Source organism: Paracoccus stylophorae, assembly GCF_028553765.1.
Classification (GTDB): domain Bacteria; phylum Pseudomonadota; class Alphaproteobacteria; order Rhodobacterales; family Rhodobacteraceae; genus Paracoccus; species Paracoccus stylophorae.
Map to the genome: position 1 here is coordinate 2,869,424 of NZ_CP067134.1, position 19,460 is coordinate 2,888,883.

General features: G+C 66.7%; 21 protein-coding genes. 11 read left to right on the forward strand and 10 right to left on the reverse strand.

What is annotated here, in order from left to right; all coding sequences use genetic code 11:
• The first annotated feature begins 112 nt into the window (after positions 1-112).
• Positions 113-820, forward strand: a complete 708-nt coding sequence (locus JHW45_RS14115; RefSeq protein ID WP_272858233.1) for a corrinoid protein — start codon at positions 113-115, stop codon at positions 818-820.
• A gap of 82 nt (positions 821-902) precedes the next feature.
• Positions 903-1,763 (forward strand): glutathione-dependent disulfide-bond oxidoreductase, encoded by an 861-nt coding sequence (gene yghU, locus JHW45_RS14120; RefSeq protein ID WP_272858234.1) that lies wholly within the window; start codon positions 903-905, stop codon positions 1,761-1,763.
• 133 nt (positions 1,764-1,896) lie between these two features.
• Here the strand turns inward: yghU and ilvC are convergent, their stop codons facing one another.
• A complete protein-coding gene (gene ilvC, locus JHW45_RS14125; protein WP_272858235.1) occupies positions 1,897-2,919 on the reverse strand; it encodes a ketol-acid reductoisomerase in 1,023 nt (340 codons plus the stop codon).
• Between the two features lie 128 nt (positions 2,920-3,047).
• Here ilvC and JHW45_RS14130 point away from each other — a divergent pair, with 128 nt between their 5' ends.
• Together JHW45_RS14130 and JHW45_RS14135 are read left to right on the forward strand one after the other, a co-directional pair.
• Positions 3,048-3,503 (forward strand): Lrp/AsnC family transcriptional regulator, encoded by a 456-nt coding sequence (locus JHW45_RS14130; RefSeq protein WP_272858236.1) that lies wholly within the window; start codon positions 3,048-3,050, stop codon positions 3,501-3,503.
• 35 nt (positions 3,504-3,538) lie between these two features.
• A complete protein-coding gene (locus JHW45_RS14135; RefSeq protein WP_419181869.1) occupies positions 3,539-3,973 on the forward strand; it encodes an Lrp/AsnC family transcriptional regulator in 435 nt (144 codons plus the stop codon).
• Positions 3,974-3,979: 6 nt separating this feature from the next.
• Here the strand turns inward: JHW45_RS14135 and JHW45_RS14140 are convergent, their stop codons facing one another.
• From JHW45_RS14140 to JHW45_RS14150, 3 genes are all read right to left on the reverse strand, one after another.
• Positions 3,980-5,104, reverse strand: a complete 1,125-nt coding sequence (locus JHW45_RS14140; protein WP_272858238.1) for a zinc-binding dehydrogenase — start codon at positions 5,102-5,104, stop codon at positions 3,980-3,982.
• Between the two features lie 210 nt (positions 5,105-5,314).
• A complete protein-coding gene (locus JHW45_RS14145) occupies positions 5,315-5,509 on the reverse strand; it encodes a DUF1127 domain-containing protein (protein ID WP_272858239.1) in 195 nt (64 codons plus the stop codon).
• A gap of 273 nt (positions 5,510-5,782) precedes the next feature.
• Positions 5,783-6,508, reverse strand: coding sequence for a 16S rRNA (uracil(1498)-N(3))-methyltransferase (locus JHW45_RS14150; RefSeq protein ID WP_272858240.1), 726 nt, complete (start codon positions 6,506-6,508; stop codon positions 5,783-5,785).
• Positions 6,509-6,523: 15 nt separating this feature from the next.
• Here JHW45_RS14150 and ubiA point away from each other — a divergent pair, with 15 nt between their 5' ends.
• The 3 genes from ubiA (at position 6,524) to JHW45_RS14165 (ending at position 10,039) form a co-directional block, all read left to right on the forward strand.
• Positions 6,524-7,462, forward strand: coding sequence for a 4-hydroxybenzoate octaprenyltransferase (ubiA, locus tag JHW45_RS14155; RefSeq protein ID WP_272858241.1), 939 nt, complete (start codon positions 6,524-6,526; stop codon positions 7,460-7,462).
• Positions 7,463-7,526: 64 nt separating this feature from the next.
• Positions 7,527-9,713 carry an OmpA family protein gene (locus tag JHW45_RS14160; protein ID WP_272858242.1) on the forward strand — a complete coding sequence of 729 codons (2,187 nt, stop codon included), beginning with the start codon at positions 7,527-7,529 and terminating at the stop codon, positions 9,711-9,713.
• A complete protein-coding gene (locus JHW45_RS14165) occupies positions 9,710-10,039 on the forward strand; it encodes a hypothetical protein (RefSeq protein WP_272858243.1) in 330 nt (109 codons plus the stop codon). The genes JHW45_RS14160 and JHW45_RS14165 overlap by 4 nt, the downstream gene beginning before the upstream one ends.
• A 102-nt stretch (positions 10,040-10,141) precedes the next feature.
• Here the strand turns inward: JHW45_RS14165 and JHW45_RS14170 are convergent, their stop codons facing one another.
• The 3 genes from JHW45_RS14170 to smpB form a co-directional block, all read right to left on the reverse strand.
• Positions 10,142-11,323, reverse strand: coding sequence for an amino acid aminotransferase (locus tag JHW45_RS14170; RefSeq protein WP_272858244.1), 1,182 nt, complete (start codon positions 11,321-11,323; stop codon positions 10,142-10,144).
• A gap of 1 nt (position 11,324) precedes the next feature.
• Entirely contained in the window at positions 11,325-12,179 is an 855-nt protein-coding gene (gene sseA, locus JHW45_RS14175; RefSeq protein ID WP_272858245.1) for a 3-mercaptopyruvate sulfurtransferase, read from the reverse strand.
• A gap of 70 nt (positions 12,180-12,249) precedes the next feature.
• On the reverse strand, positions 12,250-12,723 hold the full coding sequence (gene smpB / locus JHW45_RS14180) for an SsrA-binding protein SmpB (RefSeq protein WP_272858246.1): 474 nt from the start codon (positions 12,721-12,723) through the stop codon (positions 12,250-12,252).
• A 160-nt stretch (positions 12,724-12,883) separates the two neighbouring features.
• Between smpB and JHW45_RS14185 the strand changes: the two genes are divergently transcribed.
• The 3 genes from JHW45_RS14185 (at position 12,884) to JHW45_RS14195 (ending at position 15,969) form a co-directional block, all read left to right on the forward strand.
• Positions 12,884-13,876, forward strand: a complete 993-nt coding sequence (locus JHW45_RS14185) for a P1 family peptidase (protein ID WP_272858247.1) — start codon at positions 12,884-12,886, stop codon at positions 13,874-13,876.
• Between the two features lie 247 nt (positions 13,877-14,123).
• Positions 14,124-15,596, forward strand: coding sequence for an NAD-dependent succinate-semialdehyde dehydrogenase (locus tag JHW45_RS14190; protein ID WP_272858248.1), 1,473 nt, complete (start codon positions 14,124-14,126; stop codon positions 15,594-15,596).
• A 118-nt stretch (positions 15,597-15,714) separates the two neighbouring features.
• Entirely contained in the window at positions 15,715-15,969 is a 255-nt protein-coding gene (locus JHW45_RS14195) for a GlsB/YeaQ/YmgE family stress response membrane protein (protein ID WP_272858249.1), read from the forward strand.
• A gap of 75 nt (positions 15,970-16,044) precedes the next feature.
• Here the strand turns inward: JHW45_RS14195 and JHW45_RS14200 are convergent, their stop codons facing one another.
• Positions 16,045-16,800: a DUF1013 domain-containing protein gene (locus JHW45_RS14200; protein ID WP_272858250.1), complete on the reverse strand. Its 756-nt coding sequence runs from the start codon at positions 16,798-16,800 to the stop codon at positions 16,045-16,047.
• Between the two features lie 188 nt (positions 16,801-16,988).
• On the opposite strand from JHW45_RS14200, the gene JHW45_RS14205 reads away from it, so the two are divergent.
• Positions 16,989-17,624, forward strand: coding sequence for a ribonuclease T2 family protein (locus JHW45_RS14205; protein WP_272858251.1), 636 nt, complete (start codon positions 16,989-16,991; stop codon positions 17,622-17,624).
• A 118-nt stretch (positions 17,625-17,742) separates the two neighbouring features.
• Here JHW45_RS14205 and JHW45_RS14210 read toward each other — a convergent pair whose 3' ends face one another.
• Both JHW45_RS14210 and JHW45_RS14215 read right to left on the reverse strand, forming a co-directional pair.
• On the reverse strand, positions 17,743-18,732 hold the full coding sequence (locus tag JHW45_RS14210; RefSeq protein WP_272858252.1) for an NAD(P)H-quinone oxidoreductase: 990 nt from the start codon (positions 18,730-18,732) through the stop codon (positions 17,743-17,745).
• A gap of 26 nt (positions 18,733-18,758) precedes the next feature.
• On the reverse strand, positions 18,759-19,415 hold the full coding sequence (locus JHW45_RS14215; RefSeq protein ID WP_272858253.1) for a COQ9 family protein: 657 nt from the start codon (positions 19,413-19,415) through the stop codon (positions 18,759-18,761).
• Between the last annotated feature and the right edge of the window lie 45 nt (positions 19,416-19,460).

Below are 19,460 nucleotides of genomic sequence, written 5' to 3' on the forward strand. Positions count from 1 at the left end.
GCCAGCGATTCGGTGCGCGCGTCGCCGCCGGCCCCTGCGAGGTCGCTTTGAGCCGTCCGGATCGGCCGAATACCGGCCATTCGAGAGGGAACAGACACGCAGGAGCCGCGCCATGGCCGATAACGACGACGAGATCATCCTGTCGGACCTGGACGACGACGAACTGGTCCAGCAGATGATGGACGATCTGTATGACGGTCTGCGAGACGAGATCGAGGAAGGCGTCAACATCCTGCTGGCGCGCGGCTGGACCCCCTATGACGTGCTGACCAAGGCGCTGGTCGCCGGCATGACCATCGTCGGCCACGATTTCCGCGACGGCATCCTGTTCGTCCCCGAAGTGCTGCTGGCCGCGAATGCGATGAAGGGCGGGATGGCGATCCTGAAACCGCTTCTGGCCGAGACGGGCGCGCCGCGCATGGGCAAGATGGTGATCGGCACCGTCAAGGGCGACATCCACGACATCGGCAAGAACCTGGTCAGCATGATGATGGAGGGCGCGGGTTTCGAGGTCGTCGATCTGGGCATCAACAACCCGGTCGAGAAATATCTCGAGGCGATCGCGCGGGAAGAGGCCGATATTCTGGGCATGTCGGCGCTGCTGACGACGACGATGCCCTATATGAAGGTCGTGATCGACACGATGAAGGAACAGGGCATCCGCGACGATTACATCGTGCTGGTGGGCGGCGCGCCGCTGAACGAGGAATTCGGCCGCGCCATCGGCGCCGACGCCTATTGCCGCGACGCGGCCGTGGCGGTCGAGACGGCCAAGGACTTCATCCTGCGCAAACACAACCGCATGGCGGCCAGCGGATAGCATCTGGCGCGGCGGCACGTTGAACTGCGGCGCGATCCCGCACATGTTGCAGGGAACGACCGCAGAACGACAGGATTTCACGATGAACGATTACACCCCGCCGAAGGTCTGGACCTGGAACGACAAGCATGGCGGCGAATTCGCCAGCATCAACCGCCCCGTCGCCGGCCCGACCCATGACAGGGAACTGCCGGTCGGCAAGCATCCGCTGCAACTGTCTTCGCTGGCCACGCCCAACGGGCAGAAGGTCACGATCCTGCTGGAAGAGCTGCTGGAGGCGGGACATGACGCCGAATACGACGCCTGGCTGATCCGCATCGGCGAGGGCGACCAGTTCGGCAGCGGCTTTGTCGAGATCAACCCAAACTCGAAGATCCCGGCGCTGATGGATCATTCGGCGAACCCGCCGCAACGCGTGTTCGAATCGGGCGCGATCCTGCTGTATCTGGCCGAAAAATTCGGCGCGTTCCTGCCTCGCGACACGGCCGCACGAACCGAGACGCTGAACTGGCTGTTCTGGCAGATGGGCGCGGCGCCCTTCGTCGGCGGCGGATTCGGGCATTTCTATCACTATGCGCCGGTCAAGATCGAATACGCCATCGACCGCTACACGATGGAGACGAAACGGCAACTGGACGTGCTGAACCGGCAGCTGGCCGACCGCCGCTTCATCGCCGGCGAAGACTACACCATCGCCGACATGGCGATCTGGCCTTGGTATGGACGGCTGACCACCGGCGGCGTCTATGGCGATGCGGCAACCTTCCTTGACGGCGCCAGCTATGAACACGTGGCCCGCTGGACCAACGAGATAGCCGCGCGCCCGGCGGTCCAGCGCGGCATCATGGTCAACAAGACTTCGGGCGAGCCGTCCGAACAGCTGTGGGAACGCCATTCAGCCGAGGATTTCCAGACGAAAACGCAGGACAAGATCGAAGGCTAGGAAAAAATGGGGGCTCTGCCCCCGTCCTTCGGACTCCCCCGGGATATTTGAGCGCCAAGGACAGGCCCGTCTTTGGCGCATAAATATCCCACGGGGGTCCGGGGGCGTGAAGCCCCCGGCTTTGGCGCGCGGATCAGTTCCGCGCGCGGTCCACCATCTTGCCCTTGCTGATCCAGGGCATCATCTCGCGCAGCTTTTTGCCCACCTTCTCGATCTGGTGTTCGTCGTTGATGCGGCGCGTGGCCTTGAAGGACGGCTGGCCGACGGCGTTTTCCTGCATGAAGTCGCGCACGAACTTGCCCGACTGGATGTCGCGCAGCACCTCCTTCATCCGCGCCTTCGTCTCGTCATAGGGCAGGATGCGCGGGCCGCTGACATATTCGCCGTATTCGGCGGTGTTGGAGATGGAATAGTTCATGTTGGCGATGCCGCCTTCATAGATCAGATCGACGATCAGCTTCACCTCGTGCAGGCATTCGAAATAGGCCATCTCGGGTTCGTATCCGGCCTCGACCAGGGTTTCGAAGCCCATGCGGATCAGTTCGACCAGACCGCCGCACAGCACCGCCTGTTCGCCGAACAAATCGGTTTCGCATTCCTCGCGGAAATTCGTCTCGATGATGCCCGACCGGCCGCCGCCGATGGCGCTGCAATAGGAGAGCGCCAGATCCATCGCCTTGCCGCTGGCATCCTGGTCGACGGCCACAAGGCAGGGCACGCCGCCGCCCTTGACGTATTCGCCGCGCACCGTGTGGCCCGGCCCCTTGGGCGCCATCATGATGACGTCGACGCCGGGTTTCGGCTCGATCAGCCCGAAATGCACGTTCAGGCCATGCGCGAAGGCGATGGCCGCGCCGTCGCGCAGATTGTCATGGACATGCTTGCGATAGGTTTCGGCCTGCAATTCGTCGGGCATGGTGAACATGATCAGGTCGCACCATGCGGCGGCCTCGGCGATGCCCATCACCTTCAGGCCCTCGGCCTCGGCCTTCCTGGCCGACGGGCTGCCCTCGCGCAGGGCGATGACGACGTTGCGGGCGCCCGAATCGCGCAGGTTCAGCGCATGGGCATGGCCCTGGCTGCCATAGCCCAGAATGGCGACCTTCTTGTCCTTGATCAGGTTCACATCGCAATCGCGATCATAGTAAACGCGCATCGGCGGGTCCTTTCCTTTTCGATAACCGGGTTCTAGCGAACGGCTTGCCGAGGGGATGTTCATTTTTTGCGATTTATGCAAGATTATCGCTGCGATCATGTCCATCACCAGAAGAAGCCGAAAAAATCATGCCTGATGCCACCGACCGCCGCATCCTGCGCCAGCTGCTGGCCGATCCCGACGCGCCCAATGCCGAATTGGCCAGACGCGCGGGCGTTACCCCGACCAGCCTGTGGCGACGGCTGGACAGGCTGCGCGACAGGGGGATCATCGCCGGCATTCAGGCCCGCATCGACTGGCGCGCCATGGGATACGAGGTTCAGGTCAGCCTGCGCTTCACGCTGGACAAGACCGATCCGCGCGCCTTCGACGATTTCATCGCCGCCGCGCGCGAGGTGCCCGAGGTAACCGAGATCCAGACCTTTCTGGGCAGCGTCGATCTGCGCCTTTCGGTGATCGCGCGCGACATGGCGCATTGGCAGCAGATCTATCGCGACCGGATCCTGCGCCTGCCGCATGTGTCCGACAGCGATGCGCTGATGCTGGTCTCGACCATCAAGGACAGCGCCGAGCTTGCGCTGTGACCGGGCTGGACGCCACCGATCTGGCGATCCTGCGCATGCTGGGCGCGGATGCCACGAAAAGCGCGGCCCAGATCGGGCGCGCCGTCGGCATCGGCCAGCCGGCGGCGTGGCGGCGGATTCGCCGGCTGATGGATCAGGGCATCCTGGCCGGGCGGCGGGTGGCGGTCGATACCGCTGCCCTTGGGTTCGGCGTGACCGTGTTTCTGGGGGTGCGGCTGGCCGCGAAGGGGCGCACCAGCCTTGAGGATTTCGAGCGCGCGGTGACCGCCATTCCCGAGGTGCAGACGGTGCAGCACGTGCTGGGCCAGTTCGATTATCGTCTGCGCATCGTCGCCCGCGACATCAGCGATTTCGAACGCATCCTGCGCCGCCGGATCATGACCCTGCCCGGCGTGGGCCAGGTCGAGGCGAACGTGATGCTGTCCGAAGAACGCCGCCCCGGACCTTTGGGCGGCGTTGACGGTTCGTGACGGCGGCTAGCCCTCGGTCGGCACGATCAGGTATTTCGAGCCGGTCGATTTCCTCTGATACGCCACCACGTTTTCGGGCTTCAGCGCATCGGCCAGGCTGATCCGGGCGGTATAGTGGCTGGCGAAGGTGGTCCGCATCTCGGCCGCGACGCGCTCATGCATCTTCTTGACGACGGCCGGATCGATGCGTTTGAGGGCATGGAACAACAGCCAGCCGCCGATCGACCACTGAAACCCGAAGCCGCGTTTCAGGATCGTCGGCCCGGTATCCAGCGCGCCATAGATATAGGCCTGCTTCATCGTCGCCGAACCATAGCGGTCGTAATCGTCCATCTTGCGCAGCGCGACCGCCTCCATCGCGTTCAGGATCGTGCCGGTCATCTCGCCTCCGCCGATGGCGTCGAAGGCCAGCGTTGCGCCCGTCCGGTCGATGGCATCGCACAGACGGTCGAAGAAATCGTCGGCGCTGCTGTCGACCACATGGGTCGCGCCGATGCCCTTCAGCAGATCGACCTGCTTCTGGCTGCGCACGATGTTGACCAGCCCGATGCCGTCATCCTTGCAGATCCGCACCAGCATCTGACCCAGGTTAGACGCCGCCGGCGCGTGGACGATGGCGCTGTGGCCCTCGGCCCGCATGGTTTCCACAAAGCCAAGAGCGGTCAGCGGGTTGACGAACAGCGATGCGCCCTCGTCCGGGGTGGCGTCGTCGGGCAGCACGATACAGGCATCGGGCGTGATCAGCCGCAGATCGGCATACATCGCGCCGCCGATCATCGCCACGCGCTTGCCCACAAGATCCTGAAGATCGGGACCAGCCTTGATCACCGTCCCGGCGCCCTCATTCCCGACCGGCATGGATTTTCCCAGACGCGCCCGCAGGCCGGGCAAAGCCTTGGGCGAGATGCGCGCCGTCAATACGGGATCGTCTGGCGAGCCTTCGGCATGCAGGCTGTCCATGTCGGCCGGCCCAAGCAGCAGGCCCAGATCCGAGGGGTTGATCGGCGCGGCCTCGACCCGGACCAGCAGTTGGCCCTGTCCGGGGTCGGGAATGTCCACGCGTTCAAGGTTCAGGCGCAGGGTGCCGTCTTCGGAAACGGTCGATCTCAATTCTCGGCTGGTCTGGGTCATGTCGGTCCTTGCTGGCTGTTTCGGGGGGGCGCAGGCCGCGCGATGCGGTCGCAACGATGCGCCCTTGTGTCACCGGCGACAACGCATGGCGGCGGTGGCGGTTCAATTCGCGGGCGCTTGCGTGGCGGGGTGGCGCAATGCGGCCGGGGAAGCACGAAAAAACCCCCGCTGCGGGTGCAAGGGGGGTTCGTTCGTCAAGCTGCGATGGCCTTAAAAGCCGCGCGCAACCCGCTCGATATCGCCGCGACACAGACCGATATCGTCCAGTTCGCGGTCCGACAGGCGGTGCAACTCGCGTCGCGTCTTGCGCATATCCTGCCAGGACGTGAACAGCGAGAAGAAGCGGGCGACGACGCTGCCATGGCCTCCGTCAGCAAAGCTGCGGTTCGTTTCGATGGCCGACATTGTATCACCTGTTCTCAGAGTGCCCATAATGCGGGCAAGTTTCAGTCAGACTGCATGTAGTGTTTGCACATGCAGAAAGCCATAGCCATCCACGCAAGGCGGCCATGCGGTTTTTGCATGAGGGGATTGGCGGGTGGGTTTCGCCGGCTAAGAAACAGAAAATTTTTTAATTTCAGCCGGTAGAGCAACTAAACTCCATTCTGCTCGAACAAGGTTGATCCTGCCCGCCCCGCCCGGTCCCGCCATGCTGCGGCGCGGCATCAAGCGCGCCACTCAGCCCCCGCGCCAATCGCCCAGTTCCGCCTGCCACAGCGTCAGCGCGGCCACGGCTGCGGTATCCGCGCGCAGGATGCGCGGGCCGAGGCTTACCCTGCTGACACTGTCCATGCCGCGCAGCCTTGCGCGTTCGCTGTCCGAAAACCCGCCTTCGGGGCCGATCAGGATCGCCCACGGACCGGCCGGCAGATCGGCCAGCGTCGCGGCCGGTCCGGCGGCAGCCTCATCGGCCCACAGGATGCGGCGGCGGGCGTCCCACCCGTCCAGCAGCCGCGACAACGGTTGCAGGTCTTCGACCTGCGGCACGTAGGTTCCGCCGCATTGTTCGGCGGCCTCGACCGCGTGGGCTTGCAGACGATCCTGCCGGATGCGTTCGGAATTGGTGAAATCGGTCTGCACCGGCAGGATCCGCGCCGCCCCCATCTCGGCCGCCTTCTCGACGATGAAATCGGTGCGCGCCTTCTTGATCGGCGCGAAGATCAGCCACAGATCGGGCGGATCGCGCTGCGGCGCGGTGCGTTCGGCGATCTGCAACGACCCGCCGCGCTTGCCGGCCTGTTCGATCTGCGCGGCCCATTCGCCGTCGCGCCCGTTGAACACCGCGATCGCGTCGCCCGGCTTCAGCCGCATCACCCCGGACAGGTAATGCGCCTGCGCAGAGGCAAGCGGCACGGGTTGTCCCGCCGCCAGCGGGTGATCTATGAACAGTCTGATCTTCGCCATGATGGGGCCGACGCTATGCAAAGCCAGACCGAAAGGCCAGATGCCGTCATCGACGCGCCCAAGGGCAACTGGGTGGACCGGTGGGCGCCCGATGCGTGGCGTCCGTTTCTGCACCTGTCGCGCGCCGACCGGCCCATCGGGACATGGCTGCTGCTGCTGCCCTGCTGGTGGGGGATCGGGCTGGCGATGATGGCGGGCGCGCCGCGCTGGTTCGATCTGTGGATCGCGCTGGCCTGCGGGATCGGCGCCATCGTGATGCGCGGCGCGGGCTGCACCTGGAACGACATCACCGATCGCGGGATCGACGCGCAGGTGGCGCGGACCCGGTCGCGCCCGCTGCCATCGGGGCGGGTCAGCCTGCGCGGCGCGTATCTGTGGCTGATCGCGCAGGGGCTGGTCGGGCTGGTGATCCTGCTGACCCTGGGGCCGGCCGCGATCTGGATGGGCGTGGCCTCTCTGGCGCTGGTGGCGATCTATCCCTTTGCCAAGCGGTTCACGTGGTGGCCGCAGATCTTTCTGGGGCTGGCGTTCAACTGGGGCGTGATGCTGGCCTATGCGGCGCATGCGGGCCGCGTCGATGCCGCGCCGGTCGTCGCGTGGCTGGCGGGCATCGCCTGGACGATCTTTTACGACACGATCTATGCCCATCAGGACGCCGAGGACGATGCGCTGATCGGGGTCAAATCCACCGCGCTGCTGTTTGGCCGGAACAGCCCGCGCATCCTGGCGGGCTTTGCGGTTCTGGCGGTCGTGCTGCTGGCGGTGGCCATCGGGATGACCGGTCGCAATGTGTTGATCGGTTGGGCCGGGCTGGCGGCGTTCGCCGCGCATCTGGCGTGGCAGCTGCGACTTTTCCAGCCGGATCAGGACGCTATGTGCCTGCAGCTGTTCCGGTCGAACCGCGATGCCGGGCTGATCCTTGCGCTGTTTCTTGCCGTCGCGGGGCTGGCCTGATTGCGCGCCGGGCACCGCGCGGCTAGACCGTCCCGGCTTGCCACAGACCGAGGCCCCTAATCGCATGGCACCGTCCCGCAGCCGCATTCCGACCGCGTTTGCCACCCTTGTCGTCCTGTCCGCCGCCGGTGGGCTGTGCTGGTGGGCGGCGCAGTCGGCGGCCGCGTTCATCGAACAGCGCGCGCGCGAGGATGTGCAGGTCGCGCTGTCCACCGGCGGGCAGGACTGGGTCGAGGTCGCGACCGACGGGTTGCAGGTCCGTCTGCGCGGCACCGCCCCGACCGAGGTCGCCCGCTTTCGCGCCATGACCCGCGCCGCCTCGGCGGTCGATCCGTCGCGGGTGATCGACGACATGACCGTAGCCTCGACCGAGGCGCTGACGCCGCCCGACTTCAAGGTCGAACTGCTGCGCGACGGCGACGGCATCTCGCTGATCGGGCTGGTGCCGGCGGGCACCGACCGCACCGGACTTGTGCGCACCCTGAAATCCGAAACCGCCGCACCGAAGATCACCGATCTTTTGGAAAGCGCAGATTACGCCGTGCCCGAGCGTTGGGACGAGGCGATGGCGTTCGGGCTGCGCGCGGCGCAGATGGCCGCGCGCGCCAAGATCTCGATCGCGCCGGGACAGGTGCGGATCGCGGCGATCACCGACAGCCGGGTCGAAAAGGGGCGGCTTGAAACCGAATTGCAGCGCGCCCTGCCCGACGGGATCGCGCTTGAGACGCAGATCTCGGCCCCGCGCCCGGTTATCGCGCCGTTCACCTTGCGCTTTCTGATCGACGAGGACGGCCCGCGCTTTGACGCCTGCGCCGCCGATAACGAGGCGGGGCGCGCCCGCATCCTGGCCGCCGCCTTGGCGGCAGGCACGGGCGGCAAGCCCGGTTGCACATTGGGTCTGGGCGCGCCAAGCCAGGACTGGGCGGATGCCGCCGTCGCCGCGATCGAGGCGGTCGCGGCGATGGGCGCGGGGTCGGTCACGATTTCGGATGCCGATATCGCGCTGACCGCGCCGCAATCGGTCGCGCAGGCGCGGTTCGACGAGGTCGTGGGCCGGCTGGAGCAACGTCTGCCGCGCGTCTTTTCGTTGCAGGCGCTGCGCGACCGGCCCGAACAGGTGGATCGCGGACCGGCCGAGTTCGTCGCCGCGCTGTCGGGCGAGCGCAACCTGTCGATGCGCGGCCGGATCACGGATGAGCGGATGCGCGAAGCCGTGGACAGCTTTGCCCGGTCGCGCTTTGCCGCCGTGCAGGGCAGCCTGCGCAGCGACGCGACGGTGCCGGGCGGCTGGACGGTGCGGGTGATCGCCGCGCTGGAGGCGATGGACAGCCTGGAAAGCGGCACCGTCGATGTCACGCCCGAACTGATCCGCATCACCGGCACCTCGGGCGATCCGAACGCCGCCGAACACAGCGCCGCCACGCTGTCGCAGCGACTGGGCGCGGGGGCGCGTTACGATCTGACGATCCGCTATGACCGGCGGCTGGACCCTGCGCTGAACCTGCCCGATGGCGAGGAATGCGTGCGCCGTCTGAACATCGTCATGTCCGAATCCGAAATCGGCTTCGAACCCAGCAAGTCGCAGATCGCGGGCGATCCGGCACCCACCTTGCGGCGTATGGCCGGGGTGATGGCCGAGTGCGCGGATTTCCAGATGGAGGCCGGCGGCCATACCGATTCGCAGGGCTCGGAAGGGTTCAACGCCGATCTGTCGCGCGCCCGTGCGCAGGCGCTGGTCGCGGCGATGGCCGAGGCCGGGATCGACACCGCGAACCTGACCGCGCGCGGTTACGGCGAAAGCCAGCCCATCGCCAGCAACGACACCGAAGAGGGGCGCGAGGAAAACCGCCGCATCCAGTTCCGCCTGCTGTCGGACCGGCCGGTGCGCAGCGCCCCCCTGCCCGCCCCGGTGACGCTGTCGGGCGTGACCACCGAGGCGGCGGCGGCACCGCCAGCCGCGTCGGGACCAGCCGTGCCGAGCGGTGCCGGCGCCGAGGGCGGGGAGAGGGCTGCACCGCAGCCGCAGGGGCCGCAACTGCCGCAGATCGCGGCCGGTCCGGCCATGGCGGCACCCGCCGTCGTCGGCGTCAGCGAACAGTTCGAGTCACTGGACGCGCGCGAGGAAAACATTAGGCTGCCGGTGCAGACCCCGGATGACGACACCCCGCGCCCCCGCCCGCGCCCCGAGGACGCGGACGCGCCGGCAGAACCCGAAGACGCGACACCCCTAGACGCGACCGCCGCCGAATGAACCGCACCGAATTCATCACCGTCACCGCCATCATCCTGTTCGCCGCCTTCGTGCTGGGCTGGCTTGCCAGCTGGCTGGTCCATCGGCTGACCCGCCCGACAAGATCGGGCATGACCGAGCTTGACCGCATGGCCCAGCAACTGCACGAGGCCGAAGAGGCGCGCGATGCCGCCATCGCGCAGCTGGAAGAGCGCGAGGCCGATCTGGCCAGCCGCCTTGCGGGAGCCGAGCTGGAATTGCAGGCGGCGATGGACGGGCTGCGCGAAAGCCGGACCGAGGTCGAGGAATTGCGGGACTATATCGAGATGAAACTGGCCCGCCGCTGAGGCGGCGGGCGGAAGGAAAAGGGGGCTGTCTGCCCCCTCTTGGCCTGCGGCCAATTCACCCCCGAGGATATTTTCGCGCCAAAGACGCGGTGGGCGCGCCCGTCAGATGCCCGCGTCGATGATCGCGCGCGCCAGCACCGGCACCGTGTCGCGGTTCAGCCCGGCGATGTTCAGCCGCGAATCGCCGACCATGTAGACGGCCGATTCGTCCTTGACCTTCTGCACCTGTTCCGGCGTGGCGCCGAGGCGCGAGAACATGCCGCGATGGCGCGCGATGAAATCGAACCGGTCGCTGCCCGACAATTCGCGCAGTTCCGATGCCAGCTGATCGCGCAGCCCCAGCATCGTGTTGCGCACCTCTTCAAGCTCGTCCTTCCAGTCGTTGCGCAGCGCCTCGTCGGACAGGATGGTGCTGACGATGCGGGCGCCGTGATCGGGCGGGAAGGAGTAGGTCTGACGGTTCAGGAACGCCATCGCGCCCTGGGCCATGTCGCGTGCGCCGCCATCGCCGGTCAGCGTCATCAGGATGCCGGTGCGTTCGCGATAGATGCCGAAATTCTTCGAACACGAGGCGGCGATCAGCACCTGTGGCAGGCTGCGTGCGACCAGCCGCGTGGCTTCGGCATCGGCGTCCAGACCGTCGCCGAAACCCTGATAGGCCAGATCGATCATCGGCACCGCGCCGGTGCGGTCGAGAATCTCGATCACCTCGTGCCACTGGTCCAGCGTCAGGTTGGCGCCGGTCGGGTTGTGGCAGCAGCCGTGCAGAAGCACGATGTCGTCGCGTTTCGCCTTGGCGATGTCGTCCTTGAGACCCTCGAAATCGACGCCGCGCGTGTCGCTGTCGAAATAGCGGTACTGCACGAAGGGCAGGTCCATGAACCGCATGATCGACAGATGGTTCGGCCAGGTCGGGTCGGAGACATGGACGGTCAGGTCGGGATTGGCCATGCGCGCCAGTTCCAGCCCCTGCCTGATCGCGCCGGTTCCACCCACCGTCGCGACCGAGGCCAGCCGGTCCTGCGGCACATCCGCCAGCACCATCCGCGCCATCGCGTCGCGATATTCGGGCGTGCCGGCAAGGCTGGTATAGGCCTTGGTCGTCTGTTCTTCCCAGATGCGCTTTTCGGCCGCCTTCACCGCCCGCATCACCGGCGTCACGCCTTGCGGATCCTTGTAGACGCCGACGCCAAGATCGACCTTGCCCTGACGGGTGTCGGCCTTGAACTCCTCCATCAGCATCAGGATCTTGTCGGGGTCTTGCGGCTTCAGATTGGACAGCATCTCAGGCGTCTCCGGTTGCGATATTCAGGTCGTCGAAGCTACCCCATTCGGTCCAGCTTCCGTCGTAAAGCGAGTGGCGGCGATGGCCGATCCGTTCCAGCGCCAGGCTGAGCACGGCGGCGGTCACGCCGCTGCCGCAGCTGGTGATGGCCGGTTTCGACAGATCGACGCCGGCCGCCTCGAACTCGGCGCGCAGCGCGTCGGGGTCCTTCATCGTGCCGTCATCGTTCAGCAGCCGCCCGAAAGGCACGTTTTTCGATCCCGGAATATGGCCCGCGCGCAGGCCGGGGCGCGGCTCGGCCACCTCGCCGCGAAAGCGTTCGGGGGCGCGGGCGTCGATGATCTCGTGATCGCCCAGCTTCGAGGCGGCGGCGACCTGCGTCACGTCGCGCACCAGCCCGGCCTGACGCTGCACGGTGATGTGACGGTCGCGCAGGATCGGGGCCATATCCTCGACCTCGCGCCCCTCGGCCTGCCATTTCGCAAAGCCGCCATCCAGCACCGCCACGTCGGTCTTGCCCATCAGCCGGAAGATCCACCACACGCGCGCGGCGCTGCGCAGGTCGGAATTGTCATAGACGACCACCTGATGCCCGTCGCCGATGCCCTGCGCGCGCATCCGGCTGATGAACAGTTCGGTCGGGGGGGCCATGTGCGGCAATTCGCTGCGGCTGTCCGAGATGGCGTCGATGTCGAAGAACCGCGCGCCGGGAATATGTGCGGCCTCATATTCGGCGCGCGCATCGCGCCCCGTCGCGGGCATGTGCCAGCTGGCGTCGATGACCCGCAGATCGGGGTCCGCCAGATGCGCGGCAAGCCAGTCGGTCGAGACCAGCGTCTTCGGATCATCCTGCATCGTTGTCCCCCTGTATCGGCCCGCCGACCGATTTACAGGGGGAAGCGCGGCGCTGCAACGCCACTTGGCGCTATCCCTGCTTCAGCAGGCGCTGTTTCTGCCGATTCCAGTCGCGTTTGGCGCTTGTCTCGCGCTTGTCGGCAACCTTCTTGCCCTTGGCGACGCCGATCTTCAGCTTCACCAGACCCTTGTGGTTGAAATACATCACCAGCGGCACCAGCGTCATGCCCTCGCGGCCGACGGCCTGCCACAGCCGGGCCAGTTCGCGGCGGCTGACCAGAAGCTTGCGCCTGCGCCGTTCCTCGTGGCCGAAGACGCCGGCATTGGACAGCGCGGCGATATGCGCGTTGATCAGCCACAATTCGCCGTCCTCGATGCTGGCATAGCTTTCGGCGATGTTCGACTGGCCGGTGCGCAGCGATTTCACCTCGGACCCGGTCAGAACGATCCCCACCTCAAGATCGCTTTCGATGAAATAATCGAAACGCGCGCGCCGGTTCTCGGCGATCACCTTGTAGTTCTTGTTTTCCGGTTCCTTGGCCATGACCGGGTTAGATAGGGGGGGCGGCGGCGGCTGTAAAGCCCGCGCGACGGGTGCCGTCCGCCGCGGGCGCAAGGGCTGTTCGCGCTGGCCTGTCGCGGCACGCCCGGCTAGGCTGACCCCAACGCCGCGCGGCAACCCGCCCCTGGACAAAGACGATCCCATGCGACCCGGACCACGCAACCTGATCACCGATATTGTCGGGCTGCGGGTCGGCAATGCCGCCGATCCGGGGCTGAAATCCGGCACGACCGTGCTGACGGCGGACCGGCCCTTCGCGGCGGCGGTGCATGTCATGGGCGGCGCGCCGGGCACGCGCGACACCGAGTTGCTGGCGCCCGACAAGCTGGTCGGCCAGGTCGATGCGCTGGTTCTTTCGGGCGGATCGGCCTTTGGGTTGGCCGCCTGCGATGGGGTGATGGCGGGGCTTGCGGCCGCGGGGCGCGGCTTTGCGGTGGGCACCGCGCGCGTGCCCATCGTGCCCGGCGCCATCGTCTTCGATCTGCTGAACGGCGGCGACAAGGCTTGGGGCGACAACCCCTATCCGATGCTGGGCCGGACAGCCTGGGCGACCGCCGGACCCGAATTTGCCATCGGCAGCGCAGGCGCGGGCACCGGCGCGCTGACCGGGCGGCTGAAGGGCGGTCTGGGCTCGGCCTCGGCCGTGCTGGATAACGGGCTGAGCGTGGGCGCACTGGTCGTCGTCAACGCCTTGGGGTCGGCCACGATCGGCGAAACGGCGCAGTTCTGGGCCGCGCCGTGGGAGATGGAGGAGGAGTTCGACGGTCTGGGCCTGCCATCGCAATTTCCGGCGGGGGATGAGCCGCCCGCGGCCAAGCGTCTGGGCGAGGCGACGACGATCGCCATCGTTGCCACCGATGCCGCGATGGAAAAGCCCGCCCTGCAACGTCTTGCCACCGCCGCGCATGACGGTCTGGCGCGCGCGCTGGTGCCCAGCCACACACCCTTTGACGGCGATCTGGTCTTTGCCGCATCGACCGGCGCGGTCGCGCTGCCCGATCCCGCCGGCGATCCGTTCCTGTTGGGCCATGCGGCCGCCTGCGTTCTGGCGCGTGCGGTGGCGCGGGCCGTCCATGCGGCCACGCCGGCGCCGGGCGATCTGCAACCCTGCTGGCAAAGCCTTGTTTCGCGATGAGAAAAGGGCGGCGCGACGCGCGCACCGCCCCCAGAGATCGCCAAGAGGGACACCTTAGCGATATGAGCGAACGAATTGACGCCCGGTCGGGTTCACCGAAACATCGCAAATACCGGTTGTTTTCCGCAGCGTTATTCCGGCCGTTCCGCGCCGGCCATTCAGCGCCCGCAAGGGAACCCGCCCGCTTTGACAAGTGCTAAGCGACGTGTTCAAGATATTAACCGAAATCCAAGCGGAAGAGGCTGCCGTGACCAAACATTCGACCGATCTGAAAACCCTGCTGCGCGACCCCTCATTGTTGGAGACGCGCGCCTTCGTGGCGGGCGAATGGGTGGACGCCGCCGATGGCGCGACATTCGACGTGACGAACCCCGCGCGCGGCGACGTGATCGCCAAGGTCGCCGATCTCAGCCGTGCCGAGGTGGCAAAGGCCATCGACGCGGCGGCCGAGGCGATGAAGGGCTGGGCTGCGAAAACCGCCAAGGAACGCGCCAATGTCATGCGCAAATGGTTCGACCTGATGATGGAGAACCAGGACGATCTGGGCCGCATCCTGACCGCCGAGATGGGCAAGCCGCTGGCCGAGGCCAAGGGCGAGATCGCCTATGGCGCCAGCTTCATCGAGTGGTTCGGAGAAGAGGCCAAGCGCGTCTATGGCGAGACCATTCCCGGCCACCAGCCCGACAAGCGCCTGACGGTGATCCGCCAGCCCATCGGCGTGGTCGGGTCGATCACGCCGTGGAATTTCCCCAACGCCATGATCGCGCGCAAGGCGGGACCGGCGCTGGCCGTGGGCTGCGGTTTCGTGGCCCGGCCGGCTGCCGAGACGCCGCTGTCGGCGCTGGCCATGGCGGTGCTGGGCGAACGCGCGGGACTGCCCAAGGGCATCCTGTCGGTCGTCACCTCGTCACGGTCCAGCGAGGTCGGGAAGGAATTCTGCGAAAACCCCAAGGTGCGCAAGCTGACCTTCACCGGCAGCACCGAGGTCGGCCGCATCCTGCTGCGGCAGGCCGCCGATCAGGTGCTGAAATGTTCGATGGAGCTGGGCGGCAACGCGCCGTTCATCGTCTTCGACGACGCCGATCTGGATGCGGCGGTGGAAGGCGCGATGGCGTCGAAATTCCGCAACAACGGCCAGACCTGCGTCTGCGCCAACCGCATCTATGTGCAATCCGGCGTCTATGACGAATTCGCCAAGCGCCTGGCGGCGGCGGTCGACAAGCTGAAGGTCGGCGACGGGCTGGAGGAAGGCACCACCACCGGTCCGCTGATCAACAAGGACGCGGTCGAGAAGGTCGAGGAACATATCAAGGACGTGCTGGATCACGGCGGCAGCATCGTCACCGGCGGCGAGCGTATCGAGGGGCTGTTCTTCAAGCCGACGGTCGTGACCGGCGTCAATGACGACATGAAAGTCGCCAATGAAGAAACCTTCGGCCCGCTGGCCCCGCTGTTCAAGTTCGAGACCGAGGAGGAGGCGATCGAAAAGGCCAATGCCACGATCTTCGGGTTGGCCTCGTATTTCTATGCCCGCGACGTGGGCCGGATCACCCGCGTCCAGGAGGGTCTGGAATACGGCATCGTCGGGGTGAATACCGGCCTGATCTCGACCGAGGTCGCCCCCTTCGGCGGCGTCAAGCAGTCCGGGCTGGGCCGCGAGGGCAGCCGCCACGGCATCGACGACTATCTGGAAATGAAATATATCTGCCTGTCGATCTGACCGGGACCGACCGTCGAAAATCGCGGGCGCGGCGGGAACGAAGTGTCCCGCCGCGCATTTCGTTGCAATGGCGCCGCACGGGCGGCGCAGAACAATGTCGTTACGAAAGGGACATCACATGGAAGGTTTCGGCTGGATTCTGTCGATCATTCTGGGCGCAATCGCCGGCTGGATCGCCGAGCAGATCATGAAAAGCGATCACGGCCTGATCATGAACATCATTCTGGGCATCGTCGGCGCGCTGGTCGGCAACTGGCTGTTCCGCCTGATCATCGGCGGCACCGCCGGCGGGGTGATCGGACAGCTTGTCGTCGCCGTGGTCGGCGCCTGCATCCTGATCTGGCTGGGCAGGCTGATCCGCAGCAAGACCTGATCGGGCAGCCCCCGGGTAACGCAAAAGCCGGCGCAACGGATCGCGCCGGCTTTTTCATGGGTCAGGGCCGCGATGTCAGCGGTCGTCCTCATCCTCGTCATCGCCCTTGTCGGGCAGGTTGAAGAAACTGTCGGCGTCCAGCTTGCGCTGCGGCTTATCGCGCCCGTCCTCCTGATCCTTGGACAGCGAGAAATTCTCCAGCCCGGCGATGGCGGTGGGCAGGCGCGGCTCGTCGGTCATCGACAGCGAGGTTTCGGTGCTGACCAGCTTGCGCCGTTCATCGTCCGACATCACCTCGCCTTCAGAGCCGCGCTTCTTGGCGGCCTTCTGCACGGCGGCATCCAGCTCGGTCTGCCGGCACAGGCCCAGGGCGACCGGGTCGATGGGCTGGATGTTCTGTATGTTCCAATGCGTGCGTTCGCGGATCGAGGTGATGGTCGGCTTGGTCGTGCCGACAAGGCGGGCGATCTGCGAATCCGCCAGTTCGGGATGGAACTTGACCAGCCACAGGATCGCCGCCGGACGGTCCTGACGCTTGGACAGCGGCGTGTAACGCGGGCCGCGACGCTTCTCCTCGCCCTCGGCGGCCGGGTTGTGCTTCAGCTTCAGCTTGTGGGCAGGGTCCGCCTCGCCGCGTCTGATCTCTTCGACGTCAAGCTGGTTCGAGGCGACCGGATCGTATCCCTTGACGCCGGCGGCCACGTCGCCGTCGGCGATGCCCTGCACCTCAAGCTCGTGCAATCCACAGAAATCGCCGATCTGCTTGAAGCTGAGCGTCGTGTTGTCGACCAGCCAGACGGCGGTGGCCTTGGCCATCAGCGGCTTGTTCATGTCAGTCTCCTTCGCGTCTGTGTCCCCGCGCCACGCCCCGTCAGGGCCGGGAAAACGGCTTTCGGCGGGTGCCATTCCTCGTTTTCAGGGGGGAATTGCGCGCGGATATAGCGTTTTGCGGCGCCGGATGAAAGGGGATTCGCGCACTCTTCGTGGACGCCGCCGTCAAAGCCGCTAGTCTGCGCGCCATGAGACGCCTTCTAGCCGCCCTGCTGATCCTTCTGGCCCCCTTGACCGTCCGCGCGCAGGATGTCGCCGGTCAGTTCGACTATTACGTCCTGTCGCTCAGCTGGTCGCCGTCATGGTGCCGGGCCGAGGGTGACGCCCGCGATGCGCCGCAATGCGATGCCGGACGCCGGACGGATTTCGTCGTCCACGGTCTTTGGCCGCAATACGAAGACGGCTGGCCAAGCTATTGCCGCACGCAGGCGCGCGATCCCTTGCGCCGCGACAGCCGGGCGATGGCCGATCTGATGGGGTCGGGCGGGCTGGCGTGGCATCAATGGCAGAAACACGGGCGCTGCTCGGGCCTGTCGGCGGACGGATACTATGCCGCGATCCGCGCGGCCTCGGCCCGGATCGCCCTGCCCGATGTCTTCGACGATCTGAACCGCACGATCCGCCTGCCCGCCCGCGTGATCGAGGATGCCTTCATCGAGGCGAACCCGGACCTGTCGCGCGACGCCATCACGATCACCTGCCGCGGACAGGCCCTGCAAGAGGTTCGCATCTGCCTGACCCGCGATCTGCAACCGCGCGACTGCGCGCCCGATATCCGCCGCGACTGCGCCCGCCCCGACATCCTGATGCCGCAGGTGCGCTAGACCCGGCGGGCCAGGCGACGGCGACACCGGCGGAGCACCGCGCGCCCTGCCCGTCTTTGGCGCCCAAATATCCCCGCCGGAGGCATCCGACCGCGCCGCACGATCCGCCGTTGCAGGTTCAGTCACCCGCGATCTTCAGCACGATCTTTCCGATATGGTTGCTGCTTTCCATCCGGCGATGCGCGTCGGCCGCGTCCTTCAGCGCGAATTCGCTGTCGATCGTGACCTTGACCGCGCCGCCCTCGATCAGCGGCCACAGGCGTTTGCGCAGCGCCTCGGCGATCTCGGCCTTGGCGGCGTCGGATTGCGGGCGCAGGGTCGATCCGGTCAGGGTCAGCCGCTTGACCATCATCTGGGCAAAGTTCACCTCGGCCTTCGGCCCTTCCAGAAAGGCGATCATCACCAGCCGGCCATCGTGGGCCAAAGTCTTGATGTTGCGCGGGATATAGCTGCCGCCGACCATGTCGAGGATCAGGTCCGCGCCGCCCTCGGCCTCCAGGATGCGGGTGAAATCCTCGGATTTGTAGTTGATCGCCGTGGCCCCCAACGCCGCGATGGCCTCGCATTTCTCGTCGCTGCCGGCGGTAGCGAAGACGCGCGCGCCCAGGGCCTGCGCGATCTGGATCGCCATCATGCCGATGCCCGACGTGCCGCCATGGACCAGGAACCTGTCGCCCCCGCGCAGACCGCCGCGTTCCACGACGTTCGACCAGACCGTGAAGGCGGTCTCGGGGATGCAGGCGGCCTCGCGCAGCGACAGCGCGCGCGGCACGCGCAGCGCGTGATCGGCGTGACAGGCGGCATATTCGCCATAGCCGCCGCCCGGCAGCAGAGCGCAGACCTTTTCGCCCTTCTTCCAGCGGGTGACGCCCGCGCCCATGCCGACGATCTCGCCCGCGCCCTCCAGCCCCGGCAGGTCCGAGGCGCCCGGCGGCGGCGCATAGGTGCCCCGGCGCTGCGCCACGTCGGGACGGTTCACGCCGGCATAGGCCAGCTTGATCAGGATCTCGTCATGGCGCGGCACCGGCACCGGGCGGCGGGTCAGCTGCAACTGGTCCGCCTCGCCCGGACCGGCGATCTCGACCGCGTTCATCGCATCGGGAAACATCGTCTCTCCTTCGTTCTGGCCTTCGTTCAGGGTGTGGTTCTGCCGGGCAGGTCGCGGGCGCGCGGGGCACGGATGCGCCCGAAGACCGCCTTTGCGGCCGTCTCGGCCCCCGGCAATTTGCGCAGCCGCGCCTTGACGCCTTCGAAGCGCATCACGCCGTCGATCCGGCGATCCAGAAAGGCGCGGGTGGCCGCATGACCCTCGGACTCGTCGCCCAGCCAGAACAGCACCGTCGCGCTGATGACCGCCGACAGCGTCGCGCGCTTGGAATACCAGTTCACGTCGTCGGACGTATCGCCCAGCCCGGTCCAGATCGCGTCCGCCGTCTCCCAGATCAGGCGGGCGGCCAGCGCGGCGTTCTGCGGCAGGGCCAGGGTCGCGGCGCCGGCACGCACCAGTTCGGGCTCGACCAGTTCGATCCGGTGCCACACCGCCGCGGCGATCCGGTCGCGGAACCGTCCCTGCGGCGGATCTTTCGCCAGCCAGTCGCGCAGTTCCGCATCCGCCCGGCGGTGATAGGCGGCGGCCAGCCCGGCGCCGCCCTGCGGAAAATGGACGCGGGCGATGGATTCGGACATGCCCAGATCGCGGGCACCGGCCCGCAGCGCCTTGTCGTTCATGCCGTCGAAGGGCACATGGGTCAGCGCGGCCTGCAACAGGTCGTCTCGTCGGGACTGGGTCATGGCGGCCTCTTCTGGACAACGGCGTTCCGCTTTGTTATTGGAACG

What these genes read in the sequence shown, in the direction of transcription:
- sseA (WP_272858245.1), bottom strand. Translation starts at nt 12,179, where the DNA reads ATGCAGGATGATCCGAAGACGCTGGTCTCGACCGACTGGCTTGCCGCG.
- JHW45_RS14215 (WP_272858253.1), bottom strand. Translation starts at nt 19,415, where the DNA reads ATGACCCAGTCCCGACGAGACGACCTGTTGCAGGCCGCGCTGACCCAT.
- JHW45_RS14210 (WP_272858252.1), bottom strand. Translation starts at nt 18,732, where the DNA reads ATGTTTCCCGATGCGATGAACGCGGTCGAGATCGCCGGTCCGGGCGAG.
- JHW45_RS14205 (WP_272858251.1), top strand. Translation starts at nt 16,989, where the DNA reads ATGAGACGCCTTCTAGCCGCCCTGCTGATCCTTCTGGCCCCCTTGACC.
- JHW45_RS14185 (WP_272858247.1), top strand. Translation starts at nt 12,884, where the DNA reads ATGCGACCCGGACCACGCAACCTGATCACCGATATTGTCGGGCTGCGG.
- JHW45_RS14145 (WP_272858239.1), bottom strand. Translation starts at nt 5,509, where the DNA reads ATGTCGGCCATCGAAACGAACCGCAGCTTTGCTGACGGAGGCCATGGC.
- JHW45_RS14160 (WP_272858242.1), top strand. Translation starts at nt 7,527, where the DNA reads ATGGCACCGTCCCGCAGCCGCATTCCGACCGCGTTTGCCACCCTTGTC.
- JHW45_RS14195 (WP_272858249.1), top strand. Translation starts at nt 15,715, where the DNA reads ATGGAAGGTTTCGGCTGGATTCTGTCGATCATTCTGGGCGCAATCGCC.
- JHW45_RS14140 (WP_272858238.1), bottom strand. Translation starts at nt 5,104, where the DNA reads ATGACCCAGACCAGCCGAGAATTGAGATCGACCGTTTCCGAAGACGGC.
- JHW45_RS14165 (WP_272858243.1), top strand. Translation starts at nt 9,710, where the DNA reads ATGAACCGCACCGAATTCATCACCGTCACCGCCATCATCCTGTTCGCC.
- ilvC (WP_272858235.1), bottom strand. Translation starts at nt 2,919, where the DNA reads ATGCGCGTTTACTATGATCGCGATTGCGATGTGAACCTGATCAAGGAC.
- JHW45_RS14130 (WP_272858236.1), top strand. Translation starts at nt 3,048, where the DNA reads ATGCCTGATGCCACCGACCGCCGCATCCTGCGCCAGCTGCTGGCCGAT.
- JHW45_RS14200 (WP_272858250.1), bottom strand. Translation starts at nt 16,800, where the DNA reads ATGAACAAGCCGCTGATGGCCAAGGCCACCGCCGTCTGGCTGGTCGAC.
- JHW45_RS14115 (WP_272858233.1), top strand. Translation starts at nt 113, where the DNA reads ATGGCCGATAACGACGACGAGATCATCCTGTCGGACCTGGACGACGAC.
- ubiA (WP_272858241.1), top strand. Translation starts at nt 6,524, where the DNA reads ATGCAAAGCCAGACCGAAAGGCCAGATGCCGTCATCGACGCGCCCAAG.
- JHW45_RS14170 (WP_272858244.1), bottom strand. Translation starts at nt 11,323, where the DNA reads ATGCTGTCCAATCTGAAGCCGCAAGACCCCGACAAGATCCTGATGCTG.
- JHW45_RS14135 (WP_419181869.1), top strand. Translation starts at nt 3,539, where the DNA reads ATGCTGGGCGCGGATGCCACGAAAAGCGCGGCCCAGATCGGGCGCGCC.
- smpB (WP_272858246.1), bottom strand. Translation starts at nt 12,723, where the DNA reads ATGGCCAAGGAACCGGAAAACAAGAACTACAAGGTGATCGCCGAGAAC.
- JHW45_RS14150 (WP_272858240.1), bottom strand. Translation starts at nt 6,508, where the DNA reads ATGGCGAAGATCAGACTGTTCATAGATCACCCGCTGGCGGCGGGACAA.
- yghU (WP_272858234.1), top strand. Translation starts at nt 903, where the DNA reads ATGAACGATTACACCCCGCCGAAGGTCTGGACCTGGAACGACAAGCAT.